This is a genomic window from Acinetobacter sp. 40AMC3-4, from assembly GCF_049898185.1.
In the GTDB taxonomy this organism is placed as follows: domain Bacteria; phylum Pseudomonadota; class Gammaproteobacteria; order Pseudomonadales; family Moraxellaceae; genus Acinetobacter.
In genome coordinates this window covers 15,855-35,956 of the sequence record NZ_JAFCXG010000004.1, presented here as the reverse complement: position 1 = coordinate 35,956, position 20,102 = coordinate 15,855, and the positions used below count along the sequence as shown (strand labels likewise).

The following is a 20,102-nucleotide window of genomic DNA, read 5'->3' as shown; positions in this document are numbered from 1 at the left end:
GCGATGCAATCAAATTATTTTCAGCAGTTAACACAGGATTTAAAACAGCAGGGCACTGGCACACCGCAACTGATTCTGGATTTGGCGCAATATCGACATAATCTGGAGGTTATGCAGTCGAAATTGCCTGCGAAGTTAAAACCACGTCTGGTAGTGAAGTCTTTAGCCAGCATTCAGCTACTCAAACTGGCCAGTGAAAAACTAAATACCCAGCGCTTTATGGTCTTTCATCTGCCGCATCTGCTGGAGATTATAGGGACATTTCAGCAAGCCGATATCTTGTTGGGTAAACCGATGCCGATTCAGGCAGTCAAACATTTTTATCAAACTTTGTCTGATCAAAATAAAGCCAATGATCAAGTAATTATTCAATGGCTAATTGATGATGTGGAACGATTAAAACAATATCTGCAACTCGCGCAAAGCTTGAATACCTGCCTGAATGTCAATATTGAAATTGATGTAGGGCTGCATCGTGGCGGCGTACAAACGCAGCAGCAATTTATAGCCTTAATGGAGCTGATTCAGGACAACGCGGCTTATATCAAATTCTCGGGTCTAATGGGCTATGATGCACATGTCGCCAAATTACCAAAAATTCTGAAAAGTCCTGAAAAAAGTTATCAGCAATCGCAGCAGATGTATCAACAATACAAAACTATTTTGCAGCAGCAATTCCCAGATTTATGGCATGCAGGTCTGCGTTTTAACGGCGGTGGCAGTCCGACCTTTATGCAGCATTGTCAGCACAGTGTCTGTAATGATCTGGCTTTTGGCTCGATGCTGCTCAAGCCAGGCGATTTTGATTTGGCGAATCTGGCTGAACTGCAATGTGCACTCTGGATTGCCGCACCCATTTTAAAAGTTTTGCCTTGTGGCCAGATTCCCGGTCTGGAGCTGATGAATCATCTTCCACATCAATATAAAGCCATATTTATTTACGGAGGCTATTGGCGAGCAGATTATATTTATCCTGAAAAAAGCCGACCGCATATATTGTATGGCCGCAGCAGCAATCAGGAAATGCTTCAGGTGCCCATGCAGTGCGATATTCATGTCGATGATTATGTGTTTTTAAGACCGACACAAAGTGAAGCGCTGATCCCACAATTTGCCCAGCTGTATGTTTATGTAGAGGGAAAGTTTATCCAGTGGCAGACGTTCCGGGAATAACGAGATTTTGAACTGAAAAATGAGCCTAAGCCTTTAAAGATCAGCCATAGATTTGATGGTAAATCTTATTTTTATTGGGAAAAGGTTTAATCATGCGGCCAAGCCGTGTAAAATTCGAATCGATTTTATTTATCCACCGTTTTTATCTTTTGAGGCTGTGCCTCGATCATAATCTCGCGGTGATATGCTCCATGGTACGGGGCATCACTCCTTAAGGATTTCTTATGCCAATTATCACTTTGCCAAATGGCGATCAAAAACAGTTTGATCACGCCGTATCTGTGATGGACGTTGCTCTGAGCATTGGTCCTGGTCTTGCAAAAAATACCGTTGCGGGTCGTGTTAACGATCGTTTAGTGGATGCGTCTGATCTCATCACTGAAGATGCAACACTACAAATTATTACGCCGAAAGACGAAGCCGGTGTCGAGATCATTCGCCATTCTTGCGCGCATTTGGTCGGTCACGCAGTGAAGCAACTGTTCCCAGAAGCGAAGATGGTTATTGGTCCGGTCATTGAAGAAGGTTTCTACTATGACATCTGGATGCCACGTCCGTTTACTTTAGACGACATGGCAGCGATTGAAGAGCGTATGAAAAAGCTCATCGATCAAGACTATGATGTTGTGAAAAAAATGACGCCGCGTGATGAAGTGATTGCTGAATTTACAGCGCGTGGCGAAGAATACAAATTGCGTTTGATTGCAGACATGCCTGAAGAAACACAAATGGGCTTGTACTACCATCAAGATTATTTGGATATGTGCCGTGGTCCGCACGTACCCAACACCAAATTCTTAAAATCGTTCAAGCTGACTAAAATCTCGGGTGCTTACTGGCGCGGTGATGCGAAAAACGAACAGCTACAACGTATTTACGGTACAGCGTGGGCAGACAAAAAACAGCTTGCAGCCTATGTAAAACGTATCGAAGAAGCAGAAAAACGCGATCACCGTAAAATTGGTAAAGCGCTTGATTTGTTCCATATGCAAGAAGAAGCACCGGGTATGGTGTTCTGGCATCCGAACGGCTGGACCATTTACCAAGTGCTTGAACAATACATGCGTAAAGTTCAGCAAGACAATGGCTACGAAGAAATCCGCACACCCCAAGTGGTCGATTTTACGCTGTGGGAAAAATCAGGACATGCTGCCAACTATGCAGACAACATGTTCACCACGCATTCTGAAAACCGCAACTATGCGGTGAAGCCAATGAACTGTCCTTGTCACGTACAGGTGTTCAACCAAGGTTTAAAATCTTATCGTGATCTTCCTGTACGCTTGGCTGAGTTTGGTTCATGTCACCGTAACGAACCATCAGGTTCATTGCACGGCATTATGCGTGTACGTGGCTTTACCCAAGATGACGCGCACATTTTCTGTACCAAAGAACAGATTGGTCCTGAAGTTGCAGACTTTATCAAATTGACACTGGATGTATACAAAGACTTTGGCTTCGAAGAAGTACAAATGAAGTTGTCGACGCGTCCTGAAAAACGTGTCGGTGATGACAAGCTTTGGGATATGGCAGAAAAATCTTTGGCAGATGCTTTGGATGCTGCAGGTCTTGAGTGGGAACTTCAACCAGGCGAAGGTGCATTCTATGGTCCGAAGATTGAATTCTCTTTGAAAGACTGCTTAGGTCGTGTCTGGCAGTGTGGTACCATCCAGTGTGACTTTAACTTGCCAGAACGTTTAGATGCGTCTTATGTCACTGAAGATAATGACCGCGATCAGCCAGTAATGTTACATCGTGCAATTCTTGGCAGTTTCGAGCGTTTTATTGGTATACTGATCGAACACTACGCAGGCTTCATGCCACCTTGGTTGGCACCAATGCAAGCGTGTGTGATGAACATTACCGATTCTCAAGCTGAGGCATGTGAGTCAGTCGTCGCAAAACTTAAAGAAAACGGTATCCGTGCAATTTCTGACTTGAGAAATGAGAAAATCGGCTTTAAGATTCGTGAACGTACATTAGAGCGTATTCCTTACTTACTGGTACTTGGGGACCGTGAAGTAGAGGAAGGTACCGTAAACGTGCGTACCCGCTCAGGAACAAATTTGGGTACTATGTCAATCGATGCTTTCGTTGACCTAGTAAAAGCAGCCGTAGCCGAACGCGGCCGGTACATTGTGGAGTAACAGCGATTAAACAGCCTGACCGTAATCAACAGGGCGGTAACAAATCAAACCGTCCTGCCTTGAATGATGAAATTCGTGCGAAAGAAGTCCGTCTTGTCGACGAAAATGGTGAGCAAAAAGGGATTGTAAGCTTAGCTGACGCCCTACGCGCAGCAGAAAGTGTTGAACTTGATCTTGTTGAGATCGTAGCAAACGCTGAGCCACCAGTATGTAAGATTATGGACTTCAACAAGCATTTGTTTGATCTTAAGCAAAAGCAGAAAGAAGCGAAGAAAAAACAACATCAAGTCCAGGTGAAAGAAATCAAGCTACGCCCGGGTACTGATGTTGGTGATTACAACGTAAAACTACGTGCAATCATCAAGTTCCTTGAAGAAGGTAACAAGGTGAAAATCACGCTTCGTTTCCGTGGTCGTGAAATGGCGCACCAACAGTTGGGTCTAGCTCAATTGCAAAAAATTGAAGCTGACGTGGCTGAATTCGGTACTGTTGAGCAGATGCCGAAAATGGAAGGGCGTCAAATGGGTATGCTACTTGGTCCTAAAAAGAAAAAGTAAGCACTCATTAAGCGAAAAAAGCCCTGCATATGCAGGGCTTTTTTTATTCTTTAAAATTCCAGGCGCTTTGTATGGCGTACATAATCTGTTGAGCTTGCTGGCGGGAAAACATCGACAGCTGAATCCGGAAAAATCCAAGAAAAATTTGATTCATCAGACCGGGCTGGCACAATTTAAAATCCAAAGTGCCATCGCGTTGACTAATCACATGCGCTGGCATGTTATAGAGCCAGCGTTTGAGGTGCGCTTTGAGAGAATCATAGCGCGGATTCAGAAAACTATACTGTACGGAATGTCGTTTTAAGCACAGGCTGATGCGGAAACCGGCCAAAGTATAATAAATGGCTTGTGAGGTTATTTTGAGTTTGGTTCCCAGCATAAGCAGCGAAAGACCAAGAAAGCCGCCAATATAAATATAAAAGTCAGGAGACTCCTGCCATAAAAATAATAGTCCTTGGAAAAAACTGGAATTGCTACGCACACTGCTGAAATAAAAAATGCTGAATATTCCGACCGGATAACAAAACAGTAAATATCCCATAGCGCGCATGATCGGGCTAGCTTGATGAAACAGGATGTTTTCTGGCACATTCATGGTTTATTTTTATGATCAGAAAGCGTATTGCCTTAATGAGCTTAGGTAATCTGTAGCCAAAAAGAAAGGCCCTTTCGGACCTTCCTTTGCGTACTTAATCAAGCTTATTCCACTGATTTTTCATCGTTTGCAATGAGCAGTTTATTGCCAATCGGGATTTGACGTGGCAATTTTTCTTCTGGAATAATGCGCTGCAAGTCGATGATCAATAAACCATTTTCATAGTCTGCCTGTTGTACCTCAATATATTCATCCAGGCGTAAAGACAATTTAAATGCACGTCGCGCAATGCCTTTGTACAGGAATTCAATACTGTCATTGCTCTGGTTTTCAGGCTTGCCTAGGATGGTCAGCAACTTATTTTCCAGACGAATGTCGAGTTCTTCCTGACGAAAACCCGCAGTTGCCACCACGATGCGGTAATTATTCTCACCACGCTTTTCGATATTATACGGTGGGTAATTCGGTGCATCGCTTTGCATGGCATAGTCAATAAAGTCATTCAAGCGATCAAAGCCAATACTACGACGAAATAATGGATGAAGATTTAAGTTACTCATGATTAGAACCTTCTCACTAAAGCAAAGTTATAAAAACAAGAAAATAAGATCTGTCATGTCAGACATCAACAGCGCATAAGATTGACGCAATCCTTATGCAGAAATAAATATGTGTTTGGAGCTGAAATTTTCAAGATCAAAAAGAAAAAAATATATAAATTTTTAATAAGATTTTGATATTTATTGAAAAATAATTTTAAAATGCAGACTTGTTGTTTCTTTCTAAATCCTCTATGTTGAGTACATCGTCGCATAGTAAAAGTGCAGGGAGTATTAGAAGAAAATGATCGATTTATATTATTGGGGCACCCCCAACGGCCATAAAATTAGTATTGCTCTAGAAGAAATGGGGCTGGAATATCAAATTATTCCAATCAATATTCTGGAAAATGACCAGTTCCAGTCCGATTTTCTGGCTATTTCTCCCAATAATAAAATCCCGGCAATTGTTGATCAGGATGGGCCACATGGCCGCGCCATTTCAATTTTTGAGTCAGGTGCGATCTTGCAATATCTGGGCCGCAAAACAAGTCTGTTTTATCCAGCCGATGAAGTGAAGCGTATTCAGGTCGAACAGTGGCTGATGTGGCAAATGGGCGGTTTGGGGCCGATGCTCGGGCAAAATCATCACTTTAGCCGTTTTGCACCTGAGCGGATTGCTTATGCCACAGAGCGCTATGTCAATGAAAGCAAGCGTTTATATGGGGTGTTGAATAAGCAGCTGGTCGGGCAGGAGTATGTGGCTGGCGAATACTCGATTGCAGATATGGCCATTTTCCCTTGGTTATTACGGCATGACTGGCAGCAGATCACTCTGGAAGACTATCCTGAAGTTTCCAAATATATCGATCGTTTGAATGCTCGTCCTGCGGTTCAGAAAGCGTTGGCAATACAGGTCAGTTAAGCGTCTGCCTTTATGTTAAAATAGCCTTAAGCAAATAAAGCCACCCTTACGGTGGTTTTTTATTGGATGGATATATGAACGATTTTCTTCTGAACTTTACCAAGATTGTTGAAAGTAATACCCGAATTTACTGGAGCATTCTTTTCGGCATTGCTGCATGTTTAGTGCTGTATGTTGCTGAAATTGTGCATATCGATCAGGTGATTGCTGCCCTAAATACCAAAGATCAGCAGATTCTCCGTGCTGCAATTGCACCGCTCAATGAGCAGTATAAGTGGGCGCGGATCATGGCGATGGTGACGGCAGTCGTTTGGTCCAGTTGGGAATACAGTAAAGCCAAGAAAAAAATGGGCTTGAGCCATTAATGCTGTAATGAGCCTATTTTTACTGTTTCTGTCGGCCTTTGGTGCAGCGACCTTACTACCTTTACAGTCTGAAGCGGTTTTGCTGGGGCTTTTAGTGCAGAACAAGCAGCATGCAGTGCTGTTAATTGCCGTGGCCAGTCTGGGCAATATTCTGGGGTCTTGTGTGAACTGGTATCTGGGTCTCAAGATTGAACATTATAAAAATAAAAAGTGGTTCCCGGTTTCAGCAGATAAGATGCTCAAGGCGCAAAAGACCTATCAGAAATATGGTTACTGGTCTTTACTGCTGAGCTGGGTGCCTATCATTGGTGATCCGATTACCCTGATTGCGGGACTATTAAAAGAAAACCTCGTCCGTTTTCTGCTGATGGTCAGCATCGCTAAAATTGGACGTTATCTGTTTGTCTATGCGGCCTTTGCCATGTTCTAAGTCTGAAGCTATTTTCTTGATCCAGTCTTGGATATTATTTCAGAGCGAAATCATTCTTTAAATTCGCTTATTGGGTGAAGATGCTTTTGTTTTAAACAAAGATGCTTTAGAATACTCGCTCCCTTACCTGCAGGTCGTTTTGTAATGGTGCAAACGAGCCGAACAGGTGTTCAAAAGAGGTTGTTATGCCTAAGATGAAAACTCGCCGTGGTGCAGCTAAACGCTTTAAAGCGACTGCTAACGGTTTTAAGCGTAAACAAGCGTTCAAACGCCACATTTTGACCAAAAAATCTGCTAAGCGTATTCGTCAATTGCGCGGCTGTGTAATGGTTCACGTAAGTGACGTTGCTTCAGTTCGTCGTATGTGCCCGTACATCTAAGGAGATTATAAATGGCTCGTGTAAAACGTGGTGTACAGGCTCATCGCCGTCACAAAAAAATTCTTGCTCGCGCTAAAGGTTACTATGGTGCTCGTTCACGCGTTTACCGCGTAGCGTTCCAGGCGGTAATCAAAGCTGGTCAATATGCTTACCGTGACCGTCGTCAGAAGAAACGTCAATTCCGCGCTTTGTGGATTGCACGTATCAACGCTGGTGCTCGTCAAAATGGTTTGTCGTACAGCCGTATGATCGCTGGCTTGAAAAAAGCTCAAGTGATTATCGACCGTCGCGTACTTGCTGACATCGCTATGCATGACGCAGTTGCGTTTGCTGCTTTAGCTTCTAAAGCTAAAGATGCATTGGCTGCATAAGTCTTTATGACTTGAAAAGACCGCTTTTAGCGGTCTTTTTTATGCTTAAATAAAAGTAATCATTTTAAATATTATTTAAAAATCAGTATTGTAAATCTTATATTTTTTAGTCATTGTGAAATTGAATAATTAAAAAACAAGGCTTAAAAACAATGATTCGACTTGCCACTCAACAGGATGTACTGCCGATTGCTCAAGTGCATGTACAAAATTGGCGTGAAAGCTATCAAAATATCATCAAATAAGAAATTCTCGATAAGTTGAGTGTAGAACAAAGAGCCGCCTTGTGGCGTTCTGTGCTTGAACAGGAGAATCGACGGGTATTTGTCTATGAAGAAAATGCTCAAGTTTTGGGTTTTGCTGCTTTTAATTTTCCGGTGGATGCGCCAATCAGTGAATTGAGAGCTTTGTATTTACTGAAACAGATTCAGGGACAAGGTGTGGGGGCTAAGTTGGTTCAATTGGGTTTGGGATTAAGTCGAGAAAAATCCTACCAGTATATGCAGTGCAGCGTATTGAACCTGAATTCCAGTCGTTATTTTTATGAAAAGACCGGCGCCTATTTTGTCAGTGAAGGAGATGCCAGCGATCTGGGCGAGAATCTTAAAGACTTATGTTATCAGTGGGACATTTAATTTTTGAATACTCTGGCCCAGCTGGCTCAACGTAGAAAAATCTAAAACCTGGGAAAAGACGATAGAAAATAAATCAGCCCTTAGAAATGTATGGCTGATTTATCTTTTTATCTCAATATCTCCACCGGTCAATTAAGAGAGCATTTCCGGGCGATCAGCAAATGACAGCTTCGGCTCATTCAAATAATGCTGAAATTTTAAGACAGATACTCAGTCGTGATTCCATCATCTGATGGATGATGAAAACCTATCACAAAATCGTCAGCATTATTTCAAGTTGATGCCTGCTCATGAATATCAAAATATCCATTGAATTCTGCCCGTGATGTTCAAGCTTTTCTGGCAAAATGTTAAAGGCCGAAATAGTAGCCAATCAGACAGATAATCACAGTGATCACAATTAAGGTCAGCACATTTGCAGATGAACTGGATTTGCCTGGGTCCTGAGGTTTTTCTGCTTTAGAAATTTTTGGTGAGCGGTCTTCGGTACTCATACCGACAAATGGGTCAGGTGCAACTTTTGGTGTTAGCTGTGCAGTTTTATAGTGATTGGCGACTTTGCTGATGAATTTAGCACTTAAATCATCAATTTTTTGCGAAAAATGTCGCAGGTTAAGTTGCTGCTCCGGGCTGAGTACTTCGCCATCTGCACGATAGGGATGCTGGATTTTCGTTTGAATAAAGTCATTTAAGGCGTCTAGGCGGTACAAAGTCTGGTGAGCATAATCCGCTGAATAGTCAGTGGGAATTAAGGCCAAATGACTTTCGCTATCGGCTTGAATGGCAGGCATGGTGCCGTAATAAGGCAAATTGGTATATGCAGGTTCGGTAAAATCTTGGGCAAGGCTACTTTCAAACAGTTCATGATCGGTATAGGCCTGAATATCATCCCAGTTTGGGGCTTCCAGATCGACATCAATGCGCTTGGCCAGTTTAGGATTTAGCTCATAACACCAGAATGTTTCATGGCGTAAAGGGGATTGCTGTGATTTAGGTGCTTCGTAATCATTGTCTGCGCTGTACCATTCAGGCAGTTCCTTGCCGATGATCCAGGCAGTTTTGGTTTTAGCGCCATGACTGACAATAAAATGCGCCAGTGGTAATAGCTCGATATTGGCATTCGGATTTTTTTCATCAACCAGTAAATCAGAGCGATGCAAGCTGAGGCGACGCACGCCTTGTTTTTTCAGGCCTTCCAGCCAGATCTGGAAATGCTGGGCCAGCAGGTGTTGTGATATCAGATCCCGAAAGGCAAACTGATGCTGATTAAAAATGGAATGTTGAATCCAACGATTGAAACTCAGGTCTTGAGTCAAATACTCATTGCCGTAAGTGACGAGGGTTAGTTGCTGTTTCCAAATTTGATCGAGTGCCATAGTGATTTGATCTGATTGATATTGTGTTTATCTTATACTTTTTATATTTAATCATGCCAATCTAATTTTCCTTAAAACGCATCTTCATCAAAGTGTCTAAAAACTGTTAGAATGTGGGGTTTTTAAAATATTTTTTAACCTGTTGCTTTGAGAGTTACTATGTCACTGGAAGCCCTGACCACTGAAGCGCTCGCTGCGATTGCAGCAGCTCAAGACCTTGCTGCACTTGATCAAGTACGAGTGCAATTTACGGGGAAAAAAAGCCAGCTCGCGGAACAATCTAAGTCGCTTGGTAAAATGGATCCTGAAGAACGTAAAGTCTTCGGCGCACAAATCCATGCTGTACGTGAAACTATTACCGCTGCATTGACCTCACGTCAGGCAGAATTGCATAAAGCTGCCTTAAAACAAAAACTGGCAAGCGAAACCATTGATATTACTTTACCAGGTCGTGGCCAACAGGTGGGCAGTATCCATCCAGTGACCCAGGTGCAAGAGCGTATTTGCCAGTTCTTTACCAAGGCAGGTTTTACGGTTGCAACAGGTCCTGAAGTTGAAGATGACTATCACAACTTTGAAGCACTGAATATTCCGGGTCATCACCCGGCGCGTGCCATGCACGATACCTTCTATTTCGATGTGAACCATTTGCTGCGTACGCATACGTCTGGTGTGCAGATTCGTACCATGGAAACACAGCAGCCACCAATCCAGATCGTGTGTCCGGGCCGTGTTTACCGTTGTGATTCGGATCAAACCCACTCACCGATGTTTCATCAGATCGAAGGTTTATACGTGGCTGAAAATACCAGCTTTGCGGAACTGAAAGGTTTGCTGATTAACCTGCTGAACGAATTCTTCGAAAAAGATTTGAAAGTACGTTTCCGTCCATCTTATTTCCCGTTCACCGAGCCGAGTGCGGAAGTGGATATTATGGATGAACGCGGTCGCTGGTTAGAAGTATTGGGCTGCGGTATGGTGCATCCGAATGTGCTGCAAGCTGCAGGCATTGATCCTGAAAAATACAAAGGCTTTGCTTTTGGTCTGGGTGTTGAACGTTTTGCAATGCTGCGTTATGGCGTGAATGACTTACGTATGTTCTTCCAAAATGATGTGCGTTTCTTACGCCAGTTTGCTTAAAACAAATTTATACCTCTCCTTAACCTCTCCTTTTAAAAAGGAGAGGGACTCCGCGAAATAGATGGAGTTCTCCCCCTTTGGAAAATGGGGGGCAGAGGGGGATTCTAGAGATTTGAATTACAGGTTTTATATCAATGAAAATTAGCGAAAATTGGCTACGCACATGGGTCAACCCAGCCATCGATAGCGAAAAACTTTCTGATCAATTGACCATGTTGGGTCTGGAAGTCGATGAGCTTGCACCTGCAGCAAAAGCATTTACTGGTGTAGTGGTGGGGGAAGTCCTGACAGTAGAACAACATCCTGATGCAGATCGCTTGCGTGTGACCACTGTCAATATCGGTTCAGGTGAGCCACTGCAAATTGTATGTGGTGCGCCAAACGTACGTGCCGGCATGAAAGCGCCAGTTGCGACCATTGGTGCAGTACTTCCAGGCGATTTCAAAATCAAGAAAGGCAAGCTACGTGGTATCGAGTCACAAGGCATGCTGTGCGGCGCTTCAGAAATCGATTTAGAAGATAAAATTGATGGTTTGTTAGAGCTTCCAGCGGATGCACCAGTAGGTATGAACATTCGTGAATATCTAGACCTTGATGACAACGTGATTGACATCAGCATTACACCGAACCGTGGGGACTGCTTCAGTATTCGCGGGATCGCACGTGAAATTGGTGTGATTAACCAATTGCCAGTAACTGCCCCTGAAATTAAAGAAGTAGCTGCGACTATTAGCGAAGAAAAGAAAGTCGTTGTATCGACTGAAGGCTGCCCACGCTATTTGGGTCGTGTCATCAAGAACGTCAATACCAAGGCTGTGACTCCTGTATGGATGGAGCGTGCATTGGCACGTTCAGGTATTCGTCAGCACAGCATTCTGGTCGATATTACCAACTATGTATTAATCGAGCTTGGTCAACCGCTACACGCATTTGATGGCGGTAAAGTTCAAGGTGCGGTACATGTACGTCAAGCGACGGAAGCTGAAAAGTTAGTTTTGCTCAATGAACAAGAAGTTGAACTCAACGAAAAAGTGATGGTGATTGCAGATGATGAAAAAGCATTGGCCATTGCTGGTATTATGGGTGGCTTGTTTTCAGCAGTCAGCGATGCAACCACTGAAATTTTCCTGGAATCTGCATTCTTCGCGCCACTGCATATTGCGGGTCGTGCACGTAGCTTTGGCTTGCATACCGATGCTTCTCAGCGTTATGAACGTGGTGTCGATTTTGAATTGCCATTGATCGCTATGCACCGCGCATCACAATTGATTGCTGAACTTGCGGGCGGTGAGTTCGGACCAATTACAGTTGCCGAAAATGCGGCTCTATTGCCAACACGTGACGCAATTGAGTTGAATCAAGCACAAGTCGATCAACTGCTGGGTTATAGTGTTGACTCAGCGTTCATTACTGATGCTTTAAGCCGTTTAGGTTGTGAAGTTACAGTAAAAGCAGAAGGCGAGTGGTCAGTGGTACCGCCATCACATCGTTATGATATGGTGATTTACCAAGATTTGATCGAAGAAGTGGCGCGTATTCACGGTTATGACAATATTCAAATCAGCCTGCCTGTGATTGATGTGAAGCTGGCGAAATACCAAGATCAGTTTGAATTGGGCCAACTCCGTCAAACCGCGGTAACTTTAGGTTACCAAGAAGCGATCAGCTTTAGCTTCGCAGACCTAAAGCTTGAAAAGCAACTTAATTCTAGTGTGAATCCATTAGTATTAGCCAATCCAATTTCAAGTGATTTGGCAGTGATGCGTTCAACCTTGCTATCTAGCCTGATTCCTTGTGTTCAGTACAATGTCAACCGCCAGCAAAGCCGTGTACGTTTCTTTGAGCTCGGTCTGCGTTTTGACTATCAAGAAGCCAGCAGCATCCATGATTTAAAACAGATTCCAACTTTTGCATTGATTGCGACTGGTTCACGTCATGCTGAATCTTGGCATGTGAAACCCGCTGCAATGGACTTCTTTGACTTTAAGGGTGATGTAGAAGAAATTTTGGCTGCTGGTCGTGTCAAAGTAGAATATGTGCGTTCAGAGCGTAGCTGGTTGCATCCAGGACAATCCGCAGAAATTCTCGTGAATGGTCAATCAATTGGTTACTTGGGGCGTTTACATCCCTCACTTGAAGACGAGCTTGATCTGGCAACCACATGGGTAGCAGAATTGGATCAAGCGGCTGTTTTGCAAACTTATGTATCTAATTTTACAGAATTATCACGTTTTCCATCGGTTCGACGTGATATTGCGCTTTTAATTAGTGATAAGATTAATGTTAGCGAAATTCAGGGACTTATCGAAAAAACAGGCGGAGAGCTTTTAGACTCAACTTGGTTGTTCGATGTGTACACTGGACAAGGAGTAGAAGAAGGGAAACGCTCACTGGCATTTGCACTTCTCTGGCAGCATCCAAGCCGTACACTGGAAGATGCTGAAATTAAATCAGGTATGGATAATATCCTTCAAGTGTTAGAAAACACTTACCAAGCGACATTGAGGGCTTCATGACAGCACTAACTAAAGCAGAAATGGCTGATCATTTAAGTGAGCTCACGAGTTTAAACCGTCGTGAAGCAAAACAAATGGTTGAGTTGTTCTTCGATGAGATTAGCCAGGCGCTCATCTCAGGCGAGCAAGTAAAACTTTCGGGTTTTGGTAATTTCGAGTTGCGTGATAAGCGTCAACGTCCGGGCCGTAACCCGAAAACGGGTGAAGAGATTCCGATTTCTGCACGCCGTGTGGTCACCTTCCGTGCCGGACAGAAGTTCCGTCAACGTGTGGGAAATGAGCAGGTCAACTGATCTGCTTTTTTAAAAACTGGGATCTAATATTGTTAAGTATCAGTTTTTAAAATAAAAAAGAGAGCCAAAGGCTCTCTTTTTTTTGTACTGAATAATCTAAAAGATTATTGAGCAGCAGCTTCAGAAGCAGCAGTAGCGTCAGCAGCAGCGTCAACAGCAACAGCAGCAGCAGCGTCAGCTTCAGCAGCAGCAGCAGTTTCAGAAGCAGCAACTTCAGAAGTAGCTTCTACAGCAGCAGCATCAGCAGCAGCTTCAGCTTCAGAAGCAGCTTCTACAGCTTCAGATGCAGCTTGGTTAGCGTCAGCAGCAGCGTCGTCAGCTTTTTTAGCACAACCAACGAAAGCTAGAGTAGTAGCAACTGCAGCAGCAATAGCGATTTTTTTGAATAACATGGCATCACTCTCTAAAAATTGAGATTAAAAAAAACCAAAGTTAGTCTGTTAAGTGCTTTTATTGTTCCTAATTGTGTTAGGGACTAACAACGCAGGAGCAGTCTAACTGGTCTGCAAATATGCTATCACTGCGCATTTTTAATTGCTACTGGCAATGATCAAAAAAGTACGGAAAAACGATAAAAAATAAGAAGTTTTTAACAGAAAATAACAATGGAATGAAACATTTAGATTGGAGAAAGGCTTATTAAACACTTAAAAGTTATACAATTTTTAATCTGAACATTTTATTAATCAAAAACTTAAAAATAAGTTTACATAAATCAGGCTTGATTGTTTCATTCTGTAATTTATGTCAACCTAAAAAAGGCCACCGCTTAGGTGACCTTTCATTTGAAATTTTAATTTGAAGCTTTGCGTTTCATCTGATCAAAGAAATCATCATTGGTCTTGGTTTCTTTCATACGATCCAGTAAGAATTCCATTGCCGCCAATTCGTCTTGAGTATGCAGCAGCTTACGCAGAATCCAGACTTTGCGTAGATTGTCTTCCGACATCAGGCGTTCTTCACGGCGAGTACCAGATTTCTTGATGTTCATCGCAGGGAATACGCGTTTTTCTGCAATGCGACGATCAAGGGTAATTTCCTGGTTACCTGTACCTTTGAATTCTTCATAAATCACTTCATCCATTTTACTACCGGTTTCAATCAGGGCAGTAGAAATGATGGTCAGTGAACCGCCTTCTTCGATATTACGTGCAGCACCGAAGAAGCGTTTAGGACGTTCTAAGGCATGCGCATCCACACCACCAGTCAGTACTTTGCCTGATGAAGGAATCACGGTGTTATAGGCACGCGCCAAACGGGTAATCGAGTCAAGCAGAATCACCACATCTTTTTTATGTTCAACCAGACGTTTTGCTTTTTCAATCACCATTTCAGCGACTTGAACGTGACGTGCAGGAGATTCATCAAAGGTAGAAGCCACGACTTCACCACGAACCGTACGCTCCATCTCAGTCACTTCTTCTGGACGCTCATCAATTAGGAGAACGATCAGAATAACTTCAGGATTATTGCGAACGATGGACTGTGCAATGCTTTGCAGCAGCATGGTTTTACCCGCTTTCGGCGGAGCCACAATAATTGAACGCTGGCCTTTACCAATCGGTGCAACTAAGTCGATCACACGGGTGGTTAAATCTTCAGTGGTGCCATTGCCCAACTCCATCACCAACTGTTCAGTCGGGAATAATGGCGTCAAGTTTTCAAACAGAATCTTGTTACGTGAATTTTCAGGTGTGTCGTAGTTAATTTGATTGACTTTAAGTAAAGCAAAATAACGTTCGCCTTCTTTCGGCGGGCGAATGGTGCCAGTAATGGTGTCGCCAGTACGGAGGTTAAAACGACGAATTTGAGAAGGGCTGACATAAATATCGTCAGGACCTGCTAAATAAGAACCTGCGGCTGAGCGTAAAAAGCCAAAACCATCTGACAAAATTTCTAGAACGCCATCACCAAAAATCTCTTCGCCATTCATTGCATGACGTTTTAAGATGGCAAAAATAATGTCTTGCTTACGGTTACGAGCCATACCTTCGAGGCCCATAAACTCGGCAATCTTGATGAGTTCGCCAATCGGTTTTTTCTTGAGTTCGGTTAAATTCATAGGTGGTCAGATAGAATCAAAGTTCTGAGGTACAGGTTAGAAAGGGAGTAACATTCGGCCGCATACCAGCATTCAAACGAAAGCAATTGAATTTGCAAAAGAACAATTCAGAGATCTGTTTGAGTGTTTCAAAGAAAAATGTGGAAAACAATTTCTATTGCCGAGCGGCATCTTATGTAATGTGTCTTGTAAGAAATTGACAGGATTTAGGATCCTTTATCTCTTGAGTAGCGAATATAAGAGAAAATGCCAGGTTTGTCAATTTATAGCCGAAAAAAATACGCGAGCATGAGTCGCGTATTTTTTACTAAAAATGCTGTGCTTAGATATTGTCATCAATAAATGCTGTCAGTTTAGATTTTGGTGCAGCACCGACTTGAGTCGCAACAACTTCACCATTTTTGAACATCAACAAAGCCGGGATGTTACGGATGTTGAAATTCACAGCAGTTTGTTCGCAAGAAGTTACGTCAACTTTCACGATTTTAACTTTACCTTGGTATTCATCAGCAAGCACTTCAAGTACGGGTGCAATTGCTTTACATGGTGCACACCAGCCTGCCCAAAAGTCCACCAGTACAGGAACGTCTGATTGAAGAACGTCTGCTTCGAAGTTTGCGTCAGTAGTGTTTACGATGTTGCCAGACATGGAATGTGCTCCAGATTAATATTTTAAAGATAACTAATTATTAGTATTACATAGCCATCTTTAACAATGTAGGGGAATCTGTAAATTTTCAATGCTTAATGTTATTTTGTCTAATGGATGATCACGATAGTGATGATCGTGTCTCACTATTATTCCCGATACAAAAAAGAATAAGGCATTAAATTGTCGCTACAAATGGCTTTTAAATTGCATGCATGTGAATTACTCTAAGCACAATTCGTTAAAGGTTTATTTCTGGAATGTCTGACTTTTTGATTGATGAAGAATTACTTGCCGCCATCGATATGGGATCAAACAGCTTTCATTTGGCCATCGCCCGTGTAGACCATGGCGAAGTGAAGAAAGTGGCATCAATGTCAGAAAAAGTTCAGCTTGCCGCAGGACTAGACGAAAATAAGAATTTAACCGAAGCCGCCCAGCAACGCGGTTTGGCCTGTCTGGCCCGTTTTGTCGGACGTTTAGGCGCAGTTCAGCCGAACCGATTACGGATTGTGGCGACGAATGCGTTGCGTCAAGCCAAAAACGGCCATGAATTTATCCAGAAAGCTGCAGAAATTTTACCGAAACCGATCGAAATTATCGCCGGTCGTGAAGAAGCCCGTCTGATTTATCTGGGTGTATCGCATACCATGGCCAACAGCGGTCGTCGTCTGGTAGTTGATATCGGTGGCGGTTCAACTGAGCTGATTATCGGTGAAGAATTCGAGCCGATTCATACCGAATCGGTACAAATGGGCTGTGTAGCGTTTACCAAGGCCTATTTTCAGGATGGCGAAATCAGTGCCAAAGCCTTTGATAAAGCAGTTACTGCGGCACGTAAAGAAATTTCGGGAATTGCCAATACTTATAAAGAAGCCGGTTGGGATGCTGTCGTTGGCTCGAGTGGCACCATTAAAGCCTGCCGCCAGATTTGCGTCAATATGGGCTGGAGCAATGATCGCGAACAGTTGACGCGTGAAGGCCTGGAAAAGCTCAAAGATAAACTGCTTAAATATAAATATGTCTCGGACATGGAGTTCGAAGGTCTGAAAGATGATCGTCGTGCCGTCTTACCTGCTGGTATTGCCATTCTCTATGCAGTCTTTGATGTACTGGGAATTGACCATTTGGTCTATTCTGATGGTGCACTACGTGAAGGCGTGATGTATGACTTGCTTGGCCGTTTCAAGCATGAAGATATCCGTGATCGTTCCGTACATGCCTTGATTGGTCGATACAATGCCGATGCCAAGCAGGCTGAGCGTGTGGTTCAGACGGCACAGAAACTGTTTAATGACGTGGCCAGTAAACTCGGTTTGAGTGTTGAAGATAGTGACCTGTTACGTCGTGCTGCCTATCTCCATGAGATTGGTTTGGCCATCAGTCACAGTGGCTATCATCGTCATGGCGCGTATTTATTACAACACTCGGATATTGCCGGTTTCTCGCAAGTTGATCAAAATCATTTGTCACATTTGGTCGCGCACCATCGGCGCAAATTGCGCGCTGATGCCAAGATTGATGTGATGAAAGTCGGTGGATCTAAACTTTTATGGTTATGTTTGCTGCTTCGTCTGTCGGTTTTGGTCAATCACAGTCGTAGCGATGAGATGCTTCCTGCCATTGAACTGAAGGTTGAAAATGCGCAACAATGGCAACTCACCGTGTCTGGTGATGCCAAGCAATGGCCATTGCTGGTCGCTGAACTGCACGATGAACAGCAGCAATTTAAAAATTGGGAGATTGAACTCTCGATTCAATCCGAACAGTTTGTTAATTAATACCTTTATAGGGATGAAAACGGTTAACCTATGAAAAATAAAGCAACTCCATCAAAAGCATGGGCGACAGTGCAGATTGCACGTCATCCAGAACGTCCACAATTCCTGGACTATGTGGGTGAAATATTCACTGAATTTGATGCTTTACATGGTGACCGCCTATATGGTGATGATGGCGCGATGATCGGTGGTCTGGCTCGTTTTGATGGTCAACCGGTGATGATCGTTGGTCAGCATCGTGGTCGTAGTACCCGTGAAAAATTACAGCATAATTTCGGCATGAGTAATCCGGAAGGTTATCGTAAGGCACAGCGTCTGCTAGACATGGCAGAGCGTTTTAACCTGCCAGTCTTTACTTTTATTGACACTATGGGTGCTTATCCGGGTGTCGGTGCAGAAGAACGTGGTCAGGCTGAAGCAATTGCCACCAGTCTGGCTCAGCTTTCCAATTTGAAAGTACCGGTAATTGCAACTGTACTAGGTGAAGGCGGTTCAGGTGGTGCACTCGGTATTGGAGTAGCAGACCGTGTGGTGATGCTCTCTCACAGTATTTATTCGGTGATTTCACCGGAAGGCTGTGCCTCAATTCTCTGGAAAACCGCTGAAAAAGCTGAACAGGCCAGTGAAGCCTTGGCTCTGACTGCAGAAAAATTGCAGAAAATGGGTATTGTAGAATATGTGGTGGATGAAGGTGAGGGTGCTCATTTAAATCCGGATCAGGTCATGAACAGCTTGAAAGCAGTGCTGAAAGAAGCTTTGAATGAACTGCAACCAATGGAAGCGCAAGCACGATGCGAAGCACGTTACCAACGTTTAATGAAGTTTGGCAGCGACAATTTAGGTCTGGTTTCTTAAAACAGCTGCAGGACTTTCCTGCAGAGACAAAATTTCTCATCGGATGCAGTGGCGGCGTAGATTCTATGCTGTTGCTGCATCTGATGTTTTTTTTATGCCCGGAAAAAGTTCGGGCGATTTATATCGATCATCAGTTACAAGCACTCAGCGCAGATTGGGGCAAGTTCGTTGCACATCAATGTCAGCAACTGAATATTCCCTGCATCATCCAGCCAGTTCATGTCGCTAGTGGCAATCTGGAACAGCAAGCGCGCAATTCACGTTATCAGGCTTATCTGCAACATTTGCAAGCGGATGAAATATTGGTGCTGGCACATCATCAGCAGGATCAGGCGGAAACCCTGATGCTACGTTTATTGTCTGGTGCCGGTGTTGACGGCTTAGCGGCAATGAAACAAATCGATGTACGTGAAAATCTCACGATTTGGCGGCCATTGCTGGATATTTCCCGTGAGCAGATTTGCCAATGGGCATCAGACTTAAATGTTAAGAATATCGAAGACCCGACCAATGATGATACCCATTATGATCGGGCTTGGGCACGCCAGACGCTGTGGCCGATATTAAGCGAACGTTATCATAAAATGCAAGCTGCCTTGGTGCGAACCAGTGAGTTAATGCAGGATGCTCAAGACATTTTACAAGAAGTGCTGCAACAGGATTTAGCGTCTTGTGGGACTGAAACGCAGCTCGATCTTGGTAAATTTCTACAGCTTTCAAAATCACGACAACGTCAATTACTCTCTGCCTGGATGAAAGGTAAACAACAGTATCGTCCATCCTTAGATATGGTGGAGCGTTTGCAACGCGAAGTGATTTATGCCAAACAAGATGCTCAGGCGGCATTGCATTGGCAAGGCTTTTACTATGTACGCTATCAGCAGCAATTATATCGTCTGACCGCAGAGACTTATTTAGCTGATCAGCAACAAGTTCAAACTAGCCCGAAAACTATAAAATTTGCTTTAAAAGATAGCGTACAGGTTTTGTCAGGGAAATTTATCATCGCGCCTGCACAGCTCGGTTTATCTCCTGCATTGTTGCAGCAAACTTTGCATTTGCAGCAGCGGCAGGGTGGCGAAAAAATTCATTTATATGGCCGTGTCGGTACCTGGCCACTGAAAAAAGCCATTCAGGAAGCGCAAATATTTCCCTGGGCTCGGCATACTATTCAAATATTAAGCACAGATAATGTTATGCTAGGCGTGTTTACCCCTAAAGGATTTTGGTTGGCCCAATCTGCATATTGTGAAGCAGGCGGATGGCTGCCGATTTCGGTTTTTTCAACTTTAGAACTCAACGATGAGCATTGA

21 protein-coding genes are annotated in these 20,102 nt (G+C 43.5%); 15 read left to right on the top strand and 6 right to left on the bottom strand.

The features are described 5' to 3' along the window. Positions 1 to 3 precede the first annotated feature (3 nt). The 3 genes from ACP7BU_RS06395 to infC all read left to right on the top strand — a co-directional run bounded on the left by ACP7BU_RS06395 (position 4) and on the right by infC (position 3,877). Entirely contained in the window at positions 4 to 1,173 is a 1,170-nt protein-coding gene (locus ACP7BU_RS06395; RefSeq protein ID WP_425879241.1) for an alanine racemase, read from the top strand. Positions 1,174 to 1,397: 224 nt separating this feature from the next. Continuing rightward, complete coding sequence (gene thrS, locus ACP7BU_RS06390; protein WP_004278291.1) at positions 1,398 to 3,320, top strand: threonine--tRNA ligase; 1,923 nt, start codon at positions 1,398 to 1,400, stop codon at positions 3,318 to 3,320. Positions 3,321 to 3,325: 5 nt separating this feature from the next. Next, a complete protein-coding gene (infC, locus tag ACP7BU_RS06385) occupies positions 3,326 to 3,877 on the top strand; it encodes a translation initiation factor IF-3 (RefSeq protein WP_071850398.1) in 552 nt (183 codons plus the stop codon). A 43-nt stretch (positions 3,878 to 3,920) separates the two neighbouring features. On the opposite strand, the gene ACP7BU_RS06380 is transcribed toward infC, so the two are convergent. Continuing rightward, positions 3,921 to 4,472 (bottom strand): hypothetical protein, encoded by a 552-nt coding sequence (locus ACP7BU_RS06380; RefSeq protein WP_425879243.1) that lies wholly within the window; start codon positions 4,470 to 4,472, stop codon positions 3,921 to 3,923. A 104-nt stretch (positions 4,473 to 4,576) separates the two neighbouring features. After that, positions 4,577 to 5,032, bottom strand: coding sequence for an Hsp20 family protein (locus tag ACP7BU_RS06375; protein ID WP_004732955.1), 456 nt, complete (start codon positions 5,030 to 5,032; stop codon positions 4,577 to 4,579). Positions 5,033 to 5,315: 283 nt separating this feature from the next. Here ACP7BU_RS06375 and ACP7BU_RS06370 point away from each other — a divergent pair, with 283 nt between their 5' ends. From ACP7BU_RS06370 to ACP7BU_RS06345, 6 genes are all read left to right on the top strand, one after another. Continuing rightward, positions 5,316 to 5,936: a glutathione S-transferase family protein gene (locus ACP7BU_RS06370; RefSeq protein ID WP_004732952.1), complete on the top strand. Its 621-nt coding sequence runs from the start codon at positions 5,316 to 5,318 to the stop codon at positions 5,934 to 5,936. 74 nt (positions 5,937 to 6,010) lie between these two features. Further along, entirely contained in the window at positions 6,011 to 6,301 is a 291-nt protein-coding gene (locus tag ACP7BU_RS06365; RefSeq protein ID WP_004732951.1) for a hypothetical protein, read from the top strand. Positions 6,302 to 6,308: 7 nt separating this feature from the next. Then, positions 6,309 to 6,731, top strand: coding sequence for a YqaA family protein (locus ACP7BU_RS06360; RefSeq protein WP_004732949.1), 423 nt, complete (start codon positions 6,309 to 6,311; stop codon positions 6,729 to 6,731). Positions 6,732 to 6,916: 185 nt separating this feature from the next. Next, the gene (gene rpmI, locus ACP7BU_RS06355; RefSeq protein ID WP_004278281.1) at positions 6,917 to 7,111 is read left to right on the top strand and encodes a 50S ribosomal protein L35; all 195 of its coding nucleotides are present in this window, start codon (positions 6,917 to 6,919) and stop codon (positions 7,109 to 7,111) included. Between the two features lie 11 nt (positions 7,112 to 7,122). Then, on the top strand, positions 7,123 to 7,482 hold the full coding sequence (rplT, locus tag ACP7BU_RS06350; RefSeq protein WP_004647525.1) for a 50S ribosomal protein L20: 360 nt from the start codon (positions 7,123 to 7,125) through the stop codon (positions 7,480 to 7,482). A gap of 260 nt (positions 7,483 to 7,742) precedes the next feature. Next, positions 7,743 to 8,117: a GNAT family N-acetyltransferase gene (locus ACP7BU_RS06345; RefSeq protein WP_425879248.1), complete on the top strand. Its 375-nt coding sequence runs from the start codon at positions 7,743 to 7,745 to the stop codon at positions 8,115 to 8,117. A gap of 350 nt (positions 8,118 to 8,467) precedes the next feature. Here ACP7BU_RS06345 and ACP7BU_RS06340 read toward each other — a convergent pair whose 3' ends face one another. Then, positions 8,468 to 9,493 carry a hypothetical protein gene (locus ACP7BU_RS06340; protein WP_005107810.1) on the bottom strand — a complete coding sequence of 342 codons (1,026 nt, stop codon included), beginning with the start codon at positions 9,491 to 9,493 and terminating at the stop codon, positions 8,468 to 8,470. Positions 9,494 to 9,652: 159 nt separating this feature from the next. Between ACP7BU_RS06340 and pheS the strand changes: the two genes are divergently transcribed. The 3 genes from pheS to ACP7BU_RS06325 all read left to right on the top strand — a co-directional run bounded on the left by pheS (position 9,653) and on the right by ACP7BU_RS06325 (position 13,442). Further along, positions 9,653 to 10,633: a phenylalanine--tRNA ligase subunit alpha gene (gene pheS, locus ACP7BU_RS06335; RefSeq protein WP_195725129.1), complete on the top strand. Its 981-nt coding sequence runs from the start codon at positions 9,653 to 9,655 to the stop codon at positions 10,631 to 10,633. 134 nt (positions 10,634 to 10,767) lie between these two features. After that, a complete protein-coding gene (pheT, locus tag ACP7BU_RS06330) occupies positions 10,768 to 13,149 on the top strand; it encodes a phenylalanine--tRNA ligase subunit beta (protein WP_425879251.1) in 2,382 nt (793 codons plus the stop codon). Continuing rightward, positions 13,146 to 13,442, top strand: a complete 297-nt coding sequence (locus ACP7BU_RS06325; RefSeq protein WP_004278269.1) for an integration host factor subunit alpha — start codon at positions 13,146 to 13,148, stop codon at positions 13,440 to 13,442. Before pheT ends, ACP7BU_RS06325 begins: the two co-directional genes overlap by 4 nt. Positions 13,443 to 13,546: 104 nt before the next feature. On the opposite strand, the gene ACP7BU_RS06320 is transcribed toward ACP7BU_RS06325, so the two are convergent. The 3 genes from ACP7BU_RS06320 to trxA form a co-directional block, all read right to left on the bottom strand. Continuing rightward, positions 13,547 to 13,834, bottom strand: a complete 288-nt coding sequence (locus ACP7BU_RS06320; RefSeq protein WP_005107806.1) for a hypothetical protein — start codon at positions 13,832 to 13,834, stop codon at positions 13,547 to 13,549. 401 nt (positions 13,835 to 14,235) lie between these two features. Beyond that, positions 14,236 to 15,504, bottom strand: a complete 1,269-nt coding sequence (gene rho, locus ACP7BU_RS06315; RefSeq protein ID WP_004278267.1) for a transcription termination factor Rho — start codon at positions 15,502 to 15,504, stop codon at positions 14,236 to 14,238. A gap of 322 nt (positions 15,505 to 15,826) precedes the next feature. Further along, complete coding sequence (trxA, locus tag ACP7BU_RS06310; RefSeq protein WP_004278266.1) at positions 15,827 to 16,153, bottom strand: thioredoxin; 327 nt, start codon at positions 16,151 to 16,153, stop codon at positions 15,827 to 15,829. 260 nt (positions 16,154 to 16,413) lie between these two features. On the opposite strand from trxA, the gene ppx reads away from it, so the two are divergent. Genes ppx through tilS form a run of 3 tightly spaced genes read left to right on the top strand, consistent with a single transcriptional unit; the run spans position 16,414 to position 20,102 of the window. Next, positions 16,414 to 17,934, top strand: coding sequence for an exopolyphosphatase (ppx, locus tag ACP7BU_RS06305; RefSeq protein WP_425879254.1), 1,521 nt, complete (start codon positions 16,414 to 16,416; stop codon positions 17,932 to 17,934). Positions 17,935 to 17,964: 30 nt separating this feature from the next. Then, a complete protein-coding gene (locus ACP7BU_RS06300; RefSeq protein WP_004278263.1) occupies positions 17,965 to 18,789 on the top strand; it encodes an acetyl-CoA carboxylase carboxyltransferase subunit alpha in 825 nt (274 codons plus the stop codon). Further along, positions 18,726 to 20,102: a tRNA lysidine(34) synthetase TilS gene (tilS, locus tag ACP7BU_RS06295; RefSeq protein WP_425879257.1), complete on the top strand. Its 1,377-nt coding sequence runs from the start codon at positions 18,726 to 18,728 to the stop codon at positions 20,100 to 20,102. The genes ACP7BU_RS06300 and tilS overlap by 64 nt, the downstream gene beginning before the upstream one ends.